Here is a 15899-nt window from a genome sequence, read left to right as displayed (position 1 = left end):
GTTGAGCTCGATCAGTCGTGCGCGCTGATCCAGCGATCGATGTCTTTCCAGCTCTCCTTGTGATTCACGTGCAGGTTCACGCAGTGACCAATCTGCGAGAGCTTGTGCACGGTGAGATCGCGGACGTTGGGATAGAACGCGGCTTCGGACGGAGGCCCAGCGGTGGGCGGAGCGATGGCGTCGTCACGCTCGCCGACTTGCACGAGCGTCGGCACGCGCACCTGCTGAGACCGCGTCGACGTCGTCATGCCGCCGGGCCCGAGGGCCGCGATTTCACCGTGGATGCCGATCAGGTCGAAGAACTGATGGCGCGGCATGGTGTCGGTGAGATGGGCGTCGTCGTACGAGATCATCGCCGCATCGGTCTTCGGCGTGAAGTACATGAGGGCGTCGCGCTTCGGCCCGCGGAAGTTGATGTAAGGCGTCGCGACGGCCCCCTGAATTTCGGGGTCGCTGGGATCGACGGGGAGGCCACGGAAGCCGTGAACCCACCCGGTCGTGATGAGCAGGTCAGCGTCGCCGTAGGTTCCCTGCGTGTAGATCGACGTGACCGAGCCGTTCGAGTGACCGACGAAGGCAAGCTTCGAGCGCGGTCCTGCCCACGAACGAACCTGACCGGCCACCTGGTGCAGCGAAGAGGCGGCTTCCTGCAAGCTGAAGAAGTCACCGTCGGGCTTGTCGCTGTGGCCCGTGCCGAGCTGATCGATGGCAATCACGAGATACCCTCGTTTCGCCATCTCACGCGCGTACGAGTAATCCTTCTTTCCGAGCTCGGGACCATCCCAATAGGAATGATTGTACGTCGCGCCGTGGACCAGAAGCTGCACGGTCCGATGCTTCACGTGACGTGACGTGTAGGCATATCCGGCTACTCGATACTGGTGGCCGTCGGACAGCGACACGGGGAAGTTCATTTCCCTCACGTCGACGCCATCGCAGTCCGAATCATCGTCCCAATCGTCGCCACCGGCGGTGGCAGTCGACTCGTGTGACGAGTAAGCAAAGACAGACGCCATCAAGCTGACGAAAAGGAGCACACCTCGCGGCGAGCGCATCGTGAACCTCCGTTGGAGCGCCGTGACCTTCGGCGCAATCGCGTGACCATCTCACGCGACAACCACGCGTTCAATCGGTCTTATGAAACCGAGATGCGAATCGCTCGGATGGACTTCGACACCGATACACAAGGTCGCTGTCGCAGCCACACCTAAGCATCGCCCGGATCGGTTCGTGCTTCTCGCAAGCTGCCGTCGCTTCATGCCGTGACGCGTCGAGCCGTTCGGCCGCCGTTCACGTCGACGGTGGGCACGAGTGGTCACGCGGGAGTCAGCCAGGAAACTGCTTCTTGTAGGCAGTCACCCAGAGGTTTTTCTCGGGAGCAACATCGCCCTTCGCGAACGGTTGCGTCTTTTCCCACGCTGCATCGAAGTCGCCCGCCGCGAACGCGCCTGACGCAAGCCAGTGCTCGAGAAACTCGCTCCAGCTCGAGGTGACGTGGAGGAGAGGATTGCGAAATGAGAAATGATGGACGCCCTCCGCCGAAACGACGAGCTCGGGCTCTTCGTAGGTCAGCGCGACGCCGTTCTTAATCACCCGACCGTGCTCGTCGTCTCCCGCGTTCTCACGCAGCATCTTCGTGTGCTCGAGGGCACGCGAGGCATCGAGAAATGCAAAGCCGATCTGCGCGAAGGGTTCCTCGATGCTTCCCGTGTATCCCTTGAGACCGCGCGAGAGCCATGAGCGCACATCTTCCGGGAGTTCGATGCCGAGGCCTGCTTCGAGCGCCTCGATAGCTTCGCTCGAGGAGGGCTCGAGGTCTTCGGAGTAGAGCTCGACGGCTTGGTGGTCGGTCACCTGAGCGAAAAGAGCTTCGATGCGTTCGGAGACGTCGTTCATGGCGGCACTCTCTCTGACGATGATTCAACGGATGGACGCCAGCGGGCCGTGAACGTGCATCGAACGGGATGGTTCGTCCGCATCCACAGTGGAGGACGTCAATCGGCCCTCTGGCGCCCGTACGACAGGGCCAGACCACCGACGTCGCACGAAATCGACACCGAGAGCGCTCTTTGGTTGCGCTGCCTGCTTTACGCCCACTGGACGGGCTTCGACCTGAGCTCGGTCCTCGCACGCCGTACGGGCGACGTTGCGACGCGCACGATGGTTGCACGTCGCGCGTCATCACCCAACGAAGCGGAGGAACGCCATGGGTACGATGAAGTCGTCGACGCTGCAGGTCAAACACAGCAACGAACCCGATGAATCACGGCCGTTCACCGCGCACGGTCATGCGGACATTCACAAGATAGGGCAGGGGGCGGTCATGCGCGCCGTGTTCGAACCCGGCTGGAGATGGTCGGTCGACGTAGCCCCGATCGCCGGCACGAAGAGCTGTCAGGCACCGCACCTCGGCTATGTCATCTCGGGGAAGATGATCGTCCGCATGGACGATGGCAGCGAGCAACAGCTCGGCCCGGGTGACTTCTTCCATATTGCTCCGGGCCACGACGGTTGGGTCATCGGCGACGAGCCGTGCGTGATGGTCGACTTCGCAGGGTACGAGGACTACGCGAAGCGTCGAACACCGGCGGTGAGCTCCGAACGTACGCGCGAAGCGGTCCCTCGCGAAAAGCACTGAGCAAGCGGTTCGACTGTCTCGCGCGCGAGCGTCGTCAGGTACGGCGATTTGATTTCCTGATGGAAATCAGTTAGCCCATGGCACCCGTATAAGGTGGTGCTAATGATGGCAGGACGGAAATCATCGGGCGGCGCGTCGCCTGGCCGCGAGAGGGCACGCCGCGCGAGTGAGGAAGCGCCGAGCGAGCTCGAGAATGCACTCTCGATATTGCAGTGTGTGCTCGTAGCTCGCCGCCATCGCTATACCCCGGAGGCGGTCTCCTGGGCGCAGTACGACGTACTCGAGCTGCTGCGCCTTCACGGCGCCATGACGCCCTCGGCGCTCAGCGAAAGGCTTGGCGTTTCACGTCCGACCCTCTCCAAGTCGATGCGGGTACTCAAGGACCTCGGTCTCGTCGTCCAGACGCAAGCATCGGAGGACAGGCGTGAACAGAGCACGGCGTTGACGGAGCGCGGTCTGAACTTTCTCGAACGTGCAGCCATTCAGCGCCGCCGTGCCGCCACACTCGTCGGCGCCGCGCTGACTCTCGGGGAGCAGGCCATCTTCGCGGAGCTGTGTCGTCGGGCAAGTGCAGCGCTTCAGTCCGAGACCGATGGCGGCGGAGGTGCCGCATGACGGCCGAGCGACGAAACGCTCGACCGGCGTCGCTACCGATTCGTATCGTCCGAGCCCGGACCAACAACCTCAAGGACGTGACGCTCGACATCCCGAAGCATCGAATCGTGGTGTTTACGGGGGTGTCGGGATCAGGAAAGTCGTCCTTGGTGTTCGACACGATTGCTGCCGAGTCGCAGAAGCAGCTCAACGAGACGTACAGCAGCTTCGTGCGCAATCGGTTGCCGCACTACGGGCAGCCCGAGGCGGACGGTCTGTACCATCTGCCGGCATCGATCGTCGTCGATCAGAAGCGCCTCGGGGGGAACGCGCGCTCGACGGTCGGAACCGCGACGGACATCTACGCGCTCTTGCGCCTTCTGTTCTCGAGAATCGGAGAGCCTCACGTCGGGGAATCGAGTGTCTTCTCGTTCAATCATCCGCAAGGCATGTGTCTCGACTGTCAGGGGCTCGGTAACGTCGACTCGATCGACGTGGATTCCCTCGTGGACTGGTCGAAGTCCCTCAACGAGGGCCCCCTTCGCTTTCCCGCATTCGGCGTCGGATCGGCGCGCTGGAAGCGCTACGCGTTGACCGGCTTCTTCGACAACGACAAGAAGCTTGGGAAGTACACGGCAGCGGAGAGGCATCGACTGCTCCACGAAGACGGCACACCAGTGACGCATCCGCTGCCTGGCTGGTACGCGAGCACGAAGTACGAAGGTCTGATTCCTCGGTTCAAGCGATCGTACCTGGAGCGTGAGCTCGAAGAATTGAGCAAGCCCGAGCGCGATGCGCTCTCTCGCATCGTCCGTCGCGAGCCCTGTCCGGCGTGCGGCGGCGGAAGGCTCAATGCGCGCATCCTCGCTTGCCGTGTTCGTGGAAAGAACATCGCCGATTGCGCCGCCATGGAGGTCGGCGACCTGCGGGACTTCGTGCGGTCGCTCGACGTGCCGGAGGTCGCCACGGTGGTATCGGCGATGGCCGATCGTCTGCACCATATGGTGAACATCGGGCTCGACTATCTCGCTCTCGACCGTGAGACGGCGAGCCTCTCGGGGGGCGAATCTCAGCGCGTCAAGATGGTCCGCCACCTGGGCAGCAGTCTCTCCGACATCGCCTATATCTTCGACGAGCCGAGCATTGGGCTCCATCCGCGGGACGTCCATCAACTGACCGACCTGCTGACGCGGCTCCGCGACAACGGCAATACGGTCCTGGTCGTCGAACACGATCCTGACGTGATCGCGATTGCCGATCACGTGATCGATATCGGGCCAAATGCTGGAGCCGATGGGGGGAGGATCGTCTTCGAAGGCTCGGTCGACGCGCTCGCTACTGCGTCGACGACGACGGCACGAGCGCTGGCGAAGCCGAGAGCCCTGAAGACCCGGCCGCGCCACGCCTCCGGCTACTTGCAGATCGAGAACGCCTCGATGTTCAACGTCAGCAACGTCAGCGTGCGTATTCCGCTCGGCGTCATCACCGTTGTGGTGGGCGTTGCAGGATCGGGAAAGAGCACCCTCGTCCATCGCATCCTGCCGCGGCTTCATCCCAACGTCGTCCGTATCGATCAGTCTGCACTCGGCGGCTCACGACGATCGACACCAGCAACGTACATCGGCATTCTCGACCCGATTCGCGATCGCTTCGCAGCCGCCAGCGGGTTGCCCGCTGGTCTGTTCAGCACCAACTCCCTGGGAGCATGTCCCGAGTGTCGAGGCATCGGTCTCGTTCGGACCGACCTTGCTTTCATGGATGCAATCGAAGCCCCCTGCGAGACGTGCGACGCGACGGGATTCTCGGACCAAGCGCGGTCCTTTCGCCTCGATGGCAGCTCGATTGCGGACGTGATGAAGATGACCATCCCCGCTGCAAAGGACTTCTTCGCGTCCGACGAAGCCATTCGGGCGCCGCTCGAGCGACTCGAGCGGGTCGGTTTGGATTACATGACGCTCGGTCAGCAGCTCAGCTCGCTCTCTGGAGGCGAACGACAACGACTCAAGTTGGCCACCGAGCTGGCGCGCACTGGGCGGATCTATTTGTTCGACGAGCCAACGTCTGGCCTGCACATCGCCGACATCGAGAAGCTCCTTCGGCTCTTCGACGAGCTCGTCGCGCGAGGAGATTCCGTTCTCATCGTCGAACACAACCTCGACGTCATGGCGCATGCCGACTGGATCATCGAAATGGGACCCGGAGCGGGACATCGCGGCGGTCAGATCGTCTTCGAAGGCACGCCGTCCGATCTGACGAAAGCGACCTCTTCAATCACTGGCCCTTTCCTACGTAAACACGTCGGCGACGCGCGGCAAACGCGCAGTCGCGCCAATTAGCCGTCAGGCTGCGGGCGGTGGAAGAGCATCAGCGGACGAGGGTGCTCGCGATGCCGAGCGCGATGGCGATTCCGGCGGCCACCTTGAATCGCTTGTTTATCGCCCGCGCGGTCGCAGGATCGCCGCCACGTTCGATGACGTCGAAGGACTGCTGCAACGTCGCCGCGTTCGCTCGATACAAGAAGTAGAGCCACCCGATACCGCAGAAGAAGCCGAGCGTGCCGGCAACGTAGTCGAGCGTCCGCAGCCGCTTCGTGCTCGCTGCCAGCGCGAAGCAGACGACGTACGAGACGAACGCGCCGAGACCGAGAACGAGTGCGAAGACCGGGAACGCAGCCGGTTCCGCGTGCGCATAGGAGCTCATCATGGGCACGTCTACGACTGCTCCCGACTCGACCTTCCCTGGCGCGGCTAAAACTCGTCGTCGCAATGGATCAGGACTCGAGCGCCATCGCGGACGGTAGTTCGGTCGCGAGGAAGTCGACCACGGCGCGAACGGCGGGGAGTTGTCCGCGCCTGTGCGGCGTGAGGATGGACATGGTGGCAACGGCTCCGCGCCACTCGGGCAGGACGCGAACGAGGGAGCCAGACTTGATGGCGGCTCGGGAGAGTGCTCTGGGAAGGCACGCGATGCCGAGGCCGGCGACCGCCGCGGCGACGAGCGTCGATGGCTCGTCGGCGTAGAGTCGAGGCATCGGGCTGGCCACCTTGGCGTGGCCGCGCGCGTCGTAGAGCGGCCAGCTCGCGGCGCCATCGGATGGCGCGTTGAGAAGCCCGTCGTGCTCGGTGATCTCCTCCGGGCGCCTGGGAGTTCCTCTACGTTCGAGGTACGCAGGCGCGGCGACGAGGAAGACGATCGAGGCGCCGAGGCGTCGTTGGATGAGATCGGAGTCCGCGAGCGGGGCGTAGTGAGCGCGAACGGCGACGTCGAAACCCTCTTGAACGAGATCGACGTAGCGGTTCGTAGCGTGAAGAACCATCCGGACCTTCGGATGCGCGCGTGCAAAACGCGGCAGAAGACGCTTGAACGCGACTTGCGCCGTGGTGGCGGAGACCGTCACGCGGACTGTACCGCTCGGTTCGGCAAGACGACCGCGAACGACGGCGTCGACGCTCTCGGCCTCGACCACCATGGCGGCCCCGTGGCGATAGACCTCTTGTCCAATCTCGGTGATCACGAGCCGACGGGAAGTTCGTTGCATGAGACGGACGCCGAGATGGGTTTCGAGCGCACTCACACGTTTGCTGAGTGTCGATTTCGGAATTCGCAGTGCGCGGCTCGCCGCAGTGAAGCCTTTCCGGTCGACGACCTGAACGAACAGATAGAGGTCGTTGAGGTTGAGCGAGCGCAGGCGATCGTTCATGAATGTGAACGATAGGTTTCCTGCGGGCGATCTGCCAGGCCATCGTCCACGCGGCTATGGTCTCGAAGTCATGCGAGAGGTCGCCATGAATGTCGGGATGATTGGGATCGAAGACGTCATCGAGCGCTATGTCCAAACCTGGCAGCGGGACGACATGGACGCCTGGGGAGAGCTCTTCACGGAGGACTGTGATTTCGTGGCCTGGGCCGGCCAGTGGTGGAAGACGAGGCGCGAGAACGTCGACGCCCACAAGTGCGTCCATGCGAGCGTCGCGAAGCAGAGGCAGAATTATGAGCTCGAGATCGCGAAGGTCGACATGCTGTGCTCCGAGCTCGCCTTGGTTCACGCGAGATGGAGCTGGCGCGAGTTCCGTGCAATGCCCGACGCACCGTCGGACGATCGAAGCGGCATCGTCACGATGGTGATGATGAAGACGGAGGCCGGCTGGCGCATTCGCGCTTCGCACAACGCGCGAGTGACACCATGAACGCGCGCGGGACGAAGGGGAGTCCGAAGGAGTCCAGTCGGCCGAAGATCGGAATCGTCGTCGGAACAACGCGTGCGGCACGCTTTGCGGACATGCCGGCACGCTGGCTCTTCGAGACCTGTGCTGAACGGACGGACCTCGATGCCGAAATCATCGATCTGCGTGACTATCCGCTCCCGTTCTTCGATGAGTCGGTGGCACCTCTTCTCTCTCGGCCGACGAACGAGATCGCGAAGCGATGGGGGGAGAAGGTTGCATCTCTCGATGGCTATGTCTTTCTGACGGCAGAGTACAATCACAGCATTTCAGGCGTGTTGAAGAACGCGCTTGATCATGGCTATTCCGAATTCAATCGGAAGCCAGCGGCCTTCGTCGGATATGGCGGTCTCGGCGGCGCCCGTGCCGTCGAGCAGCTTCGACTGATTTGCGTCGAGCTCCAGATGGCTCCGACACGCTCGGCGGTGCACATCACGCGCGAGCCGATCCTTGCGGTGCTCCAGGGCAAGAACCTCACCGAGTTCGACTACCTCGCCCAGGCGAGCGCGGCGATGTTCGACGAGCTCGCCTGGTGGACGACGGCGCTGAGCGCGGCCAGGGCAGCTGGCTCCTCGCTCGTTCAGCGCACAGCGTAGAGGCTATGCGCTCACGCTTCCTCCCACGCATATCCGTCGTCGCGACGGCGCACGCGGCCGATGCCGGGAAAGGGGGCGTGGGCCGCAGCGAGCCAATATCCGCGCGCGGCTGCGTCGGCGAACAGGCGTTCGCGCGCATCGCAGGCGGCCGTAGGAGCCGCGTCGTAACGAATCGCCACCGCAGGATCGGCGCATTGCACCGAGGCGACGTGGAGAGCGTCTCCGCAGAATACGAGGGTCTCGCCTTCGCTCTCGAGGCGAAACCCCGTATGACCGACCGTGTGGCCCTCGAGGCCGACCGCGCGGATTCCCGCGACCACCGTGGCGCCTGGCTCGAACGTGATCAGTCGTTCCTCCTCGGCATAGGGGCGAAGCGACGCGATCGCCCCCTCGAAGCTGGCCCTCACGCTGGCGTCGACCGCGGTCGCATTCGATTCGTTCTGCCAGAATGCGGCTTCGCGTGCATCGACGTGGACGCGCGCGCGTGGGAAGACCGCACGACCACGGCGTGACACGCCTCCCACGTGATCGGGGTGCAGGTGCGTGAGCAACACGTCGTCGATCGCGTCGGGCTCGTATCCCGCAGCACGTAGCGAGCTCTCGAGTCGTCCCAGCGTAGCGTCTTGCAGGTCTCCTGCTCCTGCGTCGACGAGTACTCGCCGGTCCCCGCTGTCGATCAAGAATGCGTTGACCGTGCTTCTCACGACCGAGCCAAGGCCGGCACGTGCGAGCCATGGTTCGACGATTCCTTGATCGGGTGGGAGCAAGAGACGAGCCGCGTCGAGATCGAAGTGGCCATCCGCGAGCGCCACGACCACGACTGATCCGAAGGCAAAGCGCTTGGGCGCGGCGTCGACGACGGCACCGGAAGAAATGCACATGACGGCTCCTTGGTGATGAACGGAGCCAAGGATGAGCCGCGCGCGCGCGCTCCGACACTGACGTCTTCGTTTGTCTGCCGTACGAATTCGTCAGGGCTCGTCGCCAAGCATCTTCACGGTCAAATCGACCATGGCACGCAGTCGATCGACGTCGCGCAGGTCCTCGTGATAGCCCATCCAGATGTCACGGCTGGGCGGCGGCTCACCGAGATCGATCTGGCGTAGGCCCGGCGTTTGCTCACCGACGGCGCGCGGAAGCACGGCCAGACCGAGCCCACGCGCGCACATGCCGGCCTGCAGGCTTCGGCTGTTGCTCGTCATGACGACGCCCGCGCGGGGAAGCCGTCGACGTAGCCATGTCACGTCCGGATAGTCGTATTTCGCCGTATCCATCAAGACGAGCTGCGCCCCGGCGCCATCGTCTTCGATCTTCGTCGCCGCGAGCGATTCCGACACGTAGACGTCATAGCGAAGACGCATCAGCCGTCGCTGCACGATCCCCGCGTCGGTCGACGGCACGACGCGAAACACGATATCTGCTTCGCGCCGCGCGACATCGAAGAGGCGCGCGCCCGTGATCACCTCTGGAAGGACCTCCGGGTGACTCGTTGCCATTGCCTGCAGGACGGGCGGCAGCACGTAGGACGCGAACCAATCCGCCGACGAGATTCGGAGTCGGCCTTGGGCCTTGTTCCTCACCCCCGCGAGCCGGCGCTGCATCGCCAGGGCGCTCGCTTCCATTTCCTCCGCGAGGCGCACGATGGCGTTCCCGGCGTCGGTCAGGACGACTCCTTCACGGTGGCGTTGGAGCAACACCTGGCCCGTGTCGTCTTCGAGCGCGCGGAGTCGCCTTGCGACGGTCGGGTGGCTCAGCTTCAAGCTGCGCGCCGCGCCACCGAGGGATCCGCTTCGCGCGACGGCCAGGAAGATTCGTACGTCGCTCCACTCCATCGCGCTGCTCTTCGGCGGACGTCCGCGCTCAGGTTGCGAACCACCACGCTTCGACGGGCGTTCGCTCGTCGGGCGGCGGTGGCTCGTTGTCGTGAAGCTCGACCTCCATCGCCTTGTTGCGTCGAGAGATGTCGCGGAGCTCCACTGCCTCGGGCAGCGCCGCGATTTCCTCGACGGAGAACGGTCGGCGCGCGATTTCGTCCCTGCGGGCGACGATGGGCTTTCCCGAGAAGGGGTTCGTTCCGAGGACGTCGCCCTTCTTGAGGGCGCGCCTGAAGCGGTCACCGAAGAACGTGGCCGGACCGAGCGCCATCCAGCATGCGATGAGCTCACGGTCCTTCGCCTTCTCGGCGGCCTTGACGACGCGAATCGCGACCTCCGCGAGGGATACTGTCTTCGGCTTCTCGGCGTCGGGCCCTTGAATCGTCTTCGCTTCGACGAGCTTCTCCCAGAGGGGCGTGCCCGCGTCGCAGTAGAGGCGACCGTCGGTCAGGTAGCCTTCTTCGTTTCCCTGACGGCGCGGGCCTCCCATCATGCCAGCGTCGTCATCGTCATCGTCATCGTCGTCCTGCCCGAGCTCGTCCTCGTCCAGGTCTTCGTCTTCGTCCTGCCCGAGGACGTCCATCACGAAGTTGATGTCGCGTTTGCTCTTGCTGCCTTTCTTGAACTCCTTCGTATATTCCGCGTAGGCCGGATGCGCCGAGAGCGGCAGCTCGTACGTGTAGCGATGCTTCACGAGCAGGTCGAGGACCCGCCCTTGGGTGAAACTGCAGTCGTAATGGGACTGGAAGAGCCAAAGAGCCGCGAACAGATCACGTAGATCTGCGCCGCCGTCGTGTTCGACGAGCACGCGAATGGAGCTTTCGACCACCTCTTCGTACCAGTGCATCGACATGGCACTACGGTAGAATGCCTCGCGCGTCGGCGCCACGGCTTCGACGAGAGCGGTAGTATCGGGTATTCCATGGATGCGTGGATCTACGCACGTTCGACGCAGCCGCTCACGCGGAAGGCCGTCGTCGAGGCCATCGAAGCGTGTCGTTGCATGACTCCGCTGCGCTTCGTCCCGGCGAAGACGGATGGTGACAATCTCGATGCTGCGTGGTCGAGGCTGCTGGTCGAGGCCGACGCGGGGAGGGCGCCGATCGTGTTCGATCAGGTGACCGACGACGAGGTCGTGAGGAAGGCGGTCGAGGAGCTCTTCTTCATTTTGGACGTATCGCGCGCAACCAAGGCGCGCGTCCGTATTCGTGAGCTCCTCGCGCACACGGTCCGACTCTTTCGGATCGCGTTCGACGATGACGCCCTGACGGAGGACGTCCGAGCGGCACTCCCGAACATTGCCGCCTTCATCGCGAAGTCGACGGACGCCATCATCCGCTACCCCGAGAGGGGGCGAAGCGACGTCTTCCTCGACGCGAACTTGAAGCAGGTCTACCGACTCTAGCTGGCGAGGGGCGCCTCCCACCGCGCGAGACCTCGGCGAGAGCCGCCGCCCGCCGAGGTCATTCCTTCGCCGGGGCTCAACGAGCGCCGTTGCTTGCGCGTTCGATGACCGTCGCGACGGCGGCGGGTTGGGACTCGTAGATCGCGTGGCTGCCCTTCACTTCGCTCACCGATGCCTCGATGCGCTTCGACATCGCGTGCTGCGCGGGGGGCGGGATCATCTTGTCGTCGGTTGCGATGATGTACCAGCTCGGCTTCTTGCGCCAGGCCGGCTCCCGCACTGCGCCTTCGAGCGCCGCGACGCCCCACGGGACCTGCGAGTCGGCGCGGAAGGCGGCGACCTTCGGGTCGAGGTCCGCGGCGAACGACGCGGCGAACTTCGCGCGGTCGAGGAAGAGGAAGCCGTCCTTCGGGGGGAGAATCGGCGGGACCGGCGCGCCGGGCGGCGGGTTGGCGATGAGCGAGGCGACCGACTCTCCCGCGTCAGGCGCGAATGCCGCGACGTACACCAGGCTTGCGACCTTCGGGTGATTGCCGGCTTCGGTGATGACGACGCCGCCGTACGAGTGACCTACCAGGATCGCCGGGCCATCGAGCTGGTCGAGGACGCGGCTGGTTGCCGCGACGTCGTCGGCGAGAGAGGTGGTGGGGTTCTGCACGATGCTGACGCGGTAACCCTTGTCTCGAAGGATGCCGTAGACGCGCTCCCAGCCCGAACCGTCGACGAAACCACCGTGCACGAGAACGACGTTCTTGATCGAGTTCATGATGACCACCTATCTGCCTTTCTGAACCTGAGACGCCGGACAGGCGGTGACCTTACCTCGCTGACCAACTTTCTTTCGAGTTGGCGCGTTGCCGCAGCTTTGATCGGCAAATCGAACCGGGCCCCTGAACGGACGCTCGGTGCGCGCCGTTGGGGCCGTTACCGGATTCCCTATCCCATTTCGCCGGTGTGCGCGTCTCCTGGAGGGCAGGCGGCGAGCAACTGGCTCCCCTTCGAAATGCGAGAGTCGATGAAGAAGCCGATAGCGCGCCGCCGTCATGCAGCGATGGGTCTCCTCGTGCCGTGTCTCACCGTCCTGGTGGCGTGCAGCTCGGACTCCGCCGATCCACCGCACTCGGGCCCTGCTGCGCCTCCTGCCGATACCGGCACGCCGGGGCCGGCGACTCCGCCGGCAACGACGCCCGACGGTCAGGAAGACCTCAAGAGCCTCGTGTGGAATCCCCACTTCGAGCCTGACTTCAACAACCTCACCGCTCAACCGTGGGTGGAGCCCGTCACCAAATCCCAGCAGGACACGGTTGTCGTTCGCCCGGACGAGCTCGAATTCCTCGCGGCGGTGAACCCCGAGGTCCGTGATTGGGCCGTTGGACGCGTCGTCGTCTCGGCCCCCGGTGAGGGAGCAGGCAAAAACCCGTTCGGCTTCGCGCGACGAGTCGTCTCGGTTCGTGACGAGGGCGACAAGATCATCGTCACGACCGAGAGCGTCGGCCTCGAAGACCTCGTCGCCGGTGACTTCCAGTCGACCTACGATCCCTCGCAGTCGAGCGAGGTCGATCTGTCGAAGCTCGATCTCGAGTGGGCGGCCGCGAACCTCTATACGAGCTCGCCGTACGTCTACATGCCCGGCGAGCCGCTCCTCGACGACTACCCCGTCGACGAGCTCCAAGGGATGCCCGGCAATCCGTTCTTCGGCAAACTCTTCAGCGCGGTCGCCGGAGCGGCCAAGGCGGTGGCGAGCGTCGCGCAGAACGTCTACAGCGCGATCACTCCGGCGAGCTTCAACGGCTCCATCTCGATGTCGCCGGAGATCAGCGGCGGCGGGTCGTTCGACCTGTTCCGCAATATGAATTACAAAAAGCAGCTCCGCGGCGGCCGCTATCCCGTCGAGCTCTACATCAAGGGCAGCGCGGACGTCACCGCGTCGGCGCTCGTCAACCCGGGCTTCCAGGTCGGGGCGACGATCCCGAACGTCCTCCACAAGAACGCCGGTCGTTTCGCGAGCTGGGTCAACGTCGATGCACGCGCCGAGGCGAAGGTCGGCCTCAACTTCGATCTCGAGGCCGGGATCTCCTCCGCGGGAGGCAAGGCGGGCAGCGCCCTCGAGGAGTCTCTCCAGAAGGACGCAGACCTCGCGCAGGACGCTCTCACGCGCGCGAGGTCGTCGCTGTTCGGCGATCCCGACATGAAGCCCGCCGGCGGCTGGCGACGACCGATCTGGATTTCGAAGCCTTCGACGCGCGTGCTCATGGCGGGCCCGGTCCCCGTCGTCCTCGTCTCCACGGTGCAGGTCGACGTCGAGTGTGGCTTCGAGGCGAAGGCCTCGATCACGGGCAAGGTCGCATTCGAGCAGGCGTACACGTTCAAATTCGCGGCGCGCTACGAGCGCGGGTCGGACCCGAAGCTGAGCGGGCCGACCTTCGACAAACGCTCGCGCCGCGATGTCCAGGTGCTCGGCAGCGGAAGCCTTGCCGTCACGTGCGGACTCATCCCGCGTATCAACACGATGCTCTACGACACGGCGGGCATCAACGTCGGTATGCGCGCGTCACTCGTCGCTCGTGCGAGCTACGAATCCAAGTGCGCCGAGACGACGACCACGCCGAAGGGGGAGGTGAGCGTGGGCCTCTACGGCAACCTCGGTCTCCAGCTTGGTGCACGCGTCCAGGCGCCCGGCTCGAGCTACGCGGGCAAAGCTGGTCAGAGCGCGGGCTTCGATATCGGGCCGATCGAGCCGTGGAACACGCAGTTCAGCATCTACGAGAAGACCTGGGATCTCGCTCGCGGCCCTGGTTACTGCACGCCGCTCTGCAAGAACGGGACGCGTGACGCTGCCGAGACCGATGTCGATTGCGGCGGCGGCGCATGTCAGACGTGCGCGGCGGAGAAGAAGTGCAAGGTCAACTCCGACTGCAACTCGGGCACGAGCTGCAGCGGTGGCAAGTGCAAGGCGACGCCATGCTCCGACGGCGTCATCTCCGGCTCCGAGACCGACATCGACTGCGGAGGCTCCTGCGCCACGAAGTGCGCCGCCGGTAAGGGATGCCTGGCGGCCGCCGACTGCGCCTCGGGCTTCTGCAAACGCAACGCGAGCGCCGGCCAAGGCGTCTGCGTGGCCAACCACTGCGGGGACGGCATCCGCAACAGCGACGAGTCGGGCACCGACTGCGGCGGCTCCACGTGCGCACCGTGCAAGACCGGGACGCTGAGCGCCGTCGCCAAGGACTGCGAGAGCGGCTTCTCCGACGGCACGTACTGCGTGGCCTCGAGCTGCCAGGACCGCCAGGTTTCCCCCGGCGAATCCGACGTCGACTGCGGCGGCGACAGCTCGTGCATCCGTTGCGGCGTCGGTCAAACGTGCACCGCTCACTCCGACTGCAGCCGGGGGCCCTACGCGCTCCTCTGCGTCGCGGGCAAGTGCGCTCGCCCGCTCTCCGTCGGTTGTGATGACGGCGCGTGGACGGGCAACGAGACCGACGTCGACTGCGGCGGCAGCTGCGGAGCGACGTGCGAAAGCGGCAAGGCTTGCAAGAGCGGCGCGGATTGCATCTCGGACACTTGCCTCGCAGGAACGTGCGTCGAGTGCGAGAGCGGAGCGCAATGCGCGAGCAAGGTCTGCAGCCCGAGCCACACGTGCTCGGCCCCGACCTGCAGCGACGCGACGCAAAACGGTGACGAAACCGATACCGACTGCGGCGGATCCTGCGCGACCAAGTGCAGAGCGGGCCAGCAATGCGTGGTCGCCGCCGACTGCGCGAGCGGCGAGTGCGAGGCAGGCCTCTGCAAGGCTCCCCCAGCCAAGGATATCCTCGTCTTCCTGAGTAGCGCGTCGTACAACGGCAACCTCGGCGGTCTCGCGGGGGCGGACGCGAAGTGCCAGGCACTCGCCTCTGCCGCCAGTCTGCCGGGCACGTACAAGGCGTTCCTCTCCGACAGCACGACCACCGCCTCGTCGCGTCTCAGCCGACCGGGAGGCGCATACAAATTGGTCAATGGAACCGTCGTCGCCAAGGACGCAGCTGCGTTCTTCTCGAGCACGCACGCCTCCGCCATCGTCGTCGACGAGAATGGCGGTACCAGCGGAGGCGAGGTCTGGACGGGGTCGGGCTCCAACGGAATCGGCAGCGGCGGCTGCAGCAACTGGACGTCGACCTCGGGCACCGCGCAGATTGGCGCCTCGTGGCAGTCGACCTCTCAGTGGGCCAGCCTCTACCAGCAGTTCTGTGACCGAACCAACGTGCACCTCTACTGCATCCAGCAGTAGTCACGAGGGGCGTTCGTTCGAGCTCTGAACATCGGTGAGTGAAGCGGAGAGATCGCCAAGTGCGGTCCTCCGCTTTCGCGTTTCGTCGCCGCGCGAGGGTCCTCCGTCGGCAAGTCACGTGCGGCGAGCCGCCAGAGGAAGGGACGAACAAAACCGCTAAAAATAAGCTTGACCGATCGTTCTTCGCCGAACAGGATGTGAGCTCGGCAGGGGAGCGGGCGTGTCGGAACAAGCGTTCGTGCCTAATCGCGGGTAGCCGTGGGCGGGGTACGTGGGCGTCGTGGGCGTCGTTACAGCGCAAC

The 15899-nt window shown here is 64.5% G+C and carries 15 protein-coding genes; 7 read left to right on the top strand and 8 right to left on the bottom strand.

Annotated elements, in window-relative coordinates; genetic code table 11:
* Positions 1–11: 11 nt before the first annotated feature.
* Together AKJ09_RS10055 and AKJ09_RS10050 are read right to left on the bottom strand one after the other, a co-directional pair.
* Complete coding sequence (locus tag AKJ09_RS10055; protein WP_146646980.1) at positions 12–1055, bottom strand: alpha/beta hydrolase; 1044 nt, start codon at positions 1053–1055, stop codon at positions 12–14.
* 271 nt (positions 1056–1326) lie between these two features.
* Positions 1327–1896 (bottom strand): SMI1/KNR4 family protein, encoded by a 570-nt coding sequence (locus AKJ09_RS10050; RefSeq protein ID WP_146646979.1) that lies wholly within the window; start codon positions 1894–1896, stop codon positions 1327–1329.
* A gap of 310 nt (positions 1897–2206) precedes the next feature.
* On the opposite strand from AKJ09_RS10050, the gene AKJ09_RS10045 reads away from it, so the two are divergent.
* The 3 genes from AKJ09_RS10045 to AKJ09_RS10035 all read left to right on the top strand — a co-directional run bounded on the left by AKJ09_RS10045 (position 2207) and on the right by AKJ09_RS10035 (position 5568).
* Positions 2207–2638, top strand: coding sequence for a cupin domain-containing protein (locus tag AKJ09_RS10045; protein WP_146646978.1), 432 nt, complete (start codon positions 2207–2209; stop codon positions 2636–2638).
* Positions 2639–2743: 105 nt separating this feature from the next.
* Positions 2744–3253, top strand: coding sequence for a MarR family winged helix-turn-helix transcriptional regulator (locus AKJ09_RS10040; RefSeq protein WP_146655485.1), 510 nt, complete (start codon positions 2744–2746; stop codon positions 3251–3253).
* Positions 3250–5568, top strand: coding sequence for an ATP-binding cassette domain-containing protein (locus tag AKJ09_RS10035; protein ID WP_146646977.1), 2319 nt, complete (start codon positions 3250–3252; stop codon positions 5566–5568). Before AKJ09_RS10040 ends, AKJ09_RS10035 begins: the two co-directional genes overlap by 4 nt.
* Positions 5569–5596: 28 nt before the next feature.
* On the opposite strand, the gene AKJ09_RS10030 is transcribed toward AKJ09_RS10035, so the two are convergent.
* The gene (locus tag AKJ09_RS10030; RefSeq protein WP_146646976.1) at positions 5597–5935 is read right to left on the bottom strand and encodes a hypothetical protein; all 339 of its coding nucleotides are present in this window, start codon (positions 5933–5935) and stop codon (positions 5597–5599) included.
* 67 nt (positions 5936–6002) lie between these two features.
* Positions 6003–6932, bottom strand: a complete 930-nt coding sequence (locus AKJ09_RS10025) for a LysR substrate-binding domain-containing protein (RefSeq protein ID WP_146646975.1) — start codon at positions 6930–6932, stop codon at positions 6003–6005.
* Between the two features lie 70 nt (positions 6933–7002).
* Here AKJ09_RS10025 and AKJ09_RS10020 point away from each other — a divergent pair, with 70 nt between their 5' ends.
* Together AKJ09_RS10020 and AKJ09_RS10015 are read left to right on the top strand one after the other, a co-directional pair.
* Positions 7003–7419: an SgcJ/EcaC family oxidoreductase gene (locus tag AKJ09_RS10020; protein WP_205633664.1), complete on the top strand. Its 417-nt coding sequence runs from the start codon at positions 7003–7005 to the stop codon at positions 7417–7419.
* A complete protein-coding gene (locus tag AKJ09_RS10015) occupies positions 7416–8051 on the top strand; it encodes an NADPH-dependent FMN reductase (protein WP_146646973.1) in 636 nt (211 codons plus the stop codon). The genes AKJ09_RS10020 and AKJ09_RS10015 overlap by 4 nt, the downstream gene beginning before the upstream one ends.
* Before the next feature lie 11 nt (positions 8052–8062).
* On the opposite strand, the gene AKJ09_RS10010 is transcribed toward AKJ09_RS10015, so the two are convergent.
* The 3 genes from AKJ09_RS10010 to AKJ09_RS10000 form a co-directional block, all read right to left on the bottom strand.
* Positions 8063–8932, bottom strand: a complete 870-nt coding sequence (locus AKJ09_RS10010) for an MBL fold metallo-hydrolase (RefSeq protein WP_146646972.1) — start codon at positions 8930–8932, stop codon at positions 8063–8065.
* A gap of 90 nt (positions 8933–9022) precedes the next feature.
* Positions 9023–9883, bottom strand: coding sequence for a LysR family transcriptional regulator (locus tag AKJ09_RS10005; protein WP_146646971.1), 861 nt, complete (start codon positions 9881–9883; stop codon positions 9023–9025).
* A gap of 28 nt (positions 9884–9911) precedes the next feature.
* Complete coding sequence (locus AKJ09_RS10000) at positions 9912–10778, bottom strand: hypothetical protein (protein WP_146646970.1); 867 nt, start codon at positions 10776–10778, stop codon at positions 9912–9914.
* A gap of 69 nt (positions 10779–10847) precedes the next feature.
* Here AKJ09_RS10000 and AKJ09_RS09995 point away from each other — a divergent pair, with 69 nt between their 5' ends.
* Positions 10848–11330 (top strand): hypothetical protein, encoded by a 483-nt coding sequence (locus tag AKJ09_RS09995; protein WP_146646969.1) that lies wholly within the window; start codon positions 10848–10850, stop codon positions 11328–11330.
* Between the two features lie 76 nt (positions 11331–11406).
* Here AKJ09_RS09995 and AKJ09_RS09990 read toward each other — a convergent pair whose 3' ends face one another.
* Entirely contained in the window at positions 11407–12096 is a 690-nt protein-coding gene (locus AKJ09_RS09990; protein WP_146646968.1) for an alpha/beta fold hydrolase, read from the bottom strand.
* 249 nt (positions 12097–12345) lie between these two features.
* Between AKJ09_RS09990 and AKJ09_RS52815 the strand changes: the two genes are divergently transcribed.
* The gene (locus AKJ09_RS52815) at positions 12346–15597 is read left to right on the top strand and encodes a DUF1554 domain-containing protein (protein ID WP_169927415.1); all 3252 of its coding nucleotides are present in this window, start codon (positions 12346–12348) and stop codon (positions 15595–15597) included.
* Positions 15598–15899 lie beyond the last annotated feature (302 nt).

The organism is Labilithrix luteola (assembly GCF_001263205.1).
In the GTDB taxonomy this organism is placed as follows: Bacteria; Myxococcota_A; Polyangia; order Polyangiales; family Polyangiaceae; genus Labilithrix; species Labilithrix luteola.
The sequence above is the reverse complement of the archived record's forward strand: the minus strand, read 5'-3'. Positions and strand labels throughout refer to the sequence as shown.

Bases quoted from the DNA above. Each gene is read 5' to 3' on its own strand.
- AKJ09_RS10055 (WP_146646980.1), bottom strand. From the start codon at position 1,055: ATGCGCTCGCCGCGAGGTGTGCTCCTTTTCGTCAGCTTGATGGCGTCT.
- AKJ09_RS10020 (WP_205633664.1), top strand. From the start codon at position 7,003: ATGCGAGAGGTCGCCATGAATGTCGGGATGATTGGGATCGAAGACGTC.
- AKJ09_RS10010 (WP_146646972.1), bottom strand. From the start codon at position 8,932: ATGTGCATTTCTTCCGGTGCCGTCGTCGACGCCGCGCCCAAGCGCTTT.
- AKJ09_RS09990 (WP_146646968.1), bottom strand. From the start codon at position 12,096: ATGAACTCGATCAAGAACGTCGTTCTCGTGCACGGTGGTTTCGTCGAC.
- AKJ09_RS52815 (WP_169927415.1), top strand. From the start codon at position 12,346: ATGAAGAAGCCGATAGCGCGCCGCCGTCATGCAGCGATGGGTCTCCTC.
- AKJ09_RS10005 (WP_146646971.1), bottom strand. From the start codon at position 9,883: ATGGAGTGGAGCGACGTACGAATCTTCCTGGCCGTCGCGCGAAGCGGA.
- AKJ09_RS10040 (WP_146655485.1), top strand. From the start codon at position 2,744: ATGGCAGGACGGAAATCATCGGGCGGCGCGTCGCCTGGCCGCGAGAGG.
- AKJ09_RS10000 (WP_146646970.1), bottom strand. From the start codon at position 10,778: ATGTCGATGCACTGGTACGAAGAGGTGGTCGAAAGCTCCATTCGCGTG.
- AKJ09_RS10015 (WP_146646973.1), top strand. From the start codon at position 7,416: ATGAACGCGCGCGGGACGAAGGGGAGTCCGAAGGAGTCCAGTCGGCCG.
- AKJ09_RS10035 (WP_146646977.1), top strand. From the start codon at position 3,250: ATGACGGCCGAGCGACGAAACGCTCGACCGGCGTCGCTACCGATTCGT.
- AKJ09_RS10045 (WP_146646978.1), top strand. From the start codon at position 2,207: ATGGGTACGATGAAGTCGTCGACGCTGCAGGTCAAACACAGCAACGAA.
- AKJ09_RS09995 (WP_146646969.1), top strand. From the start codon at position 10,848: ATGGATGCGTGGATCTACGCACGTTCGACGCAGCCGCTCACGCGGAAG.
- AKJ09_RS10025 (WP_146646975.1), bottom strand. From the start codon at position 6,932: ATGAACGATCGCCTGCGCTCGCTCAACCTCAACGACCTCTATCTGTTC.
- AKJ09_RS10030 (WP_146646976.1), bottom strand. From the start codon at position 5,935: ATGATGAGCTCCTATGCGCACGCGGAACCGGCTGCGTTCCCGGTCTTC.
- AKJ09_RS10050 (WP_146646979.1), bottom strand. From the start codon at position 1,896: ATGAACGACGTCTCCGAACGCATCGAAGCTCTTTTCGCTCAGGTGACC.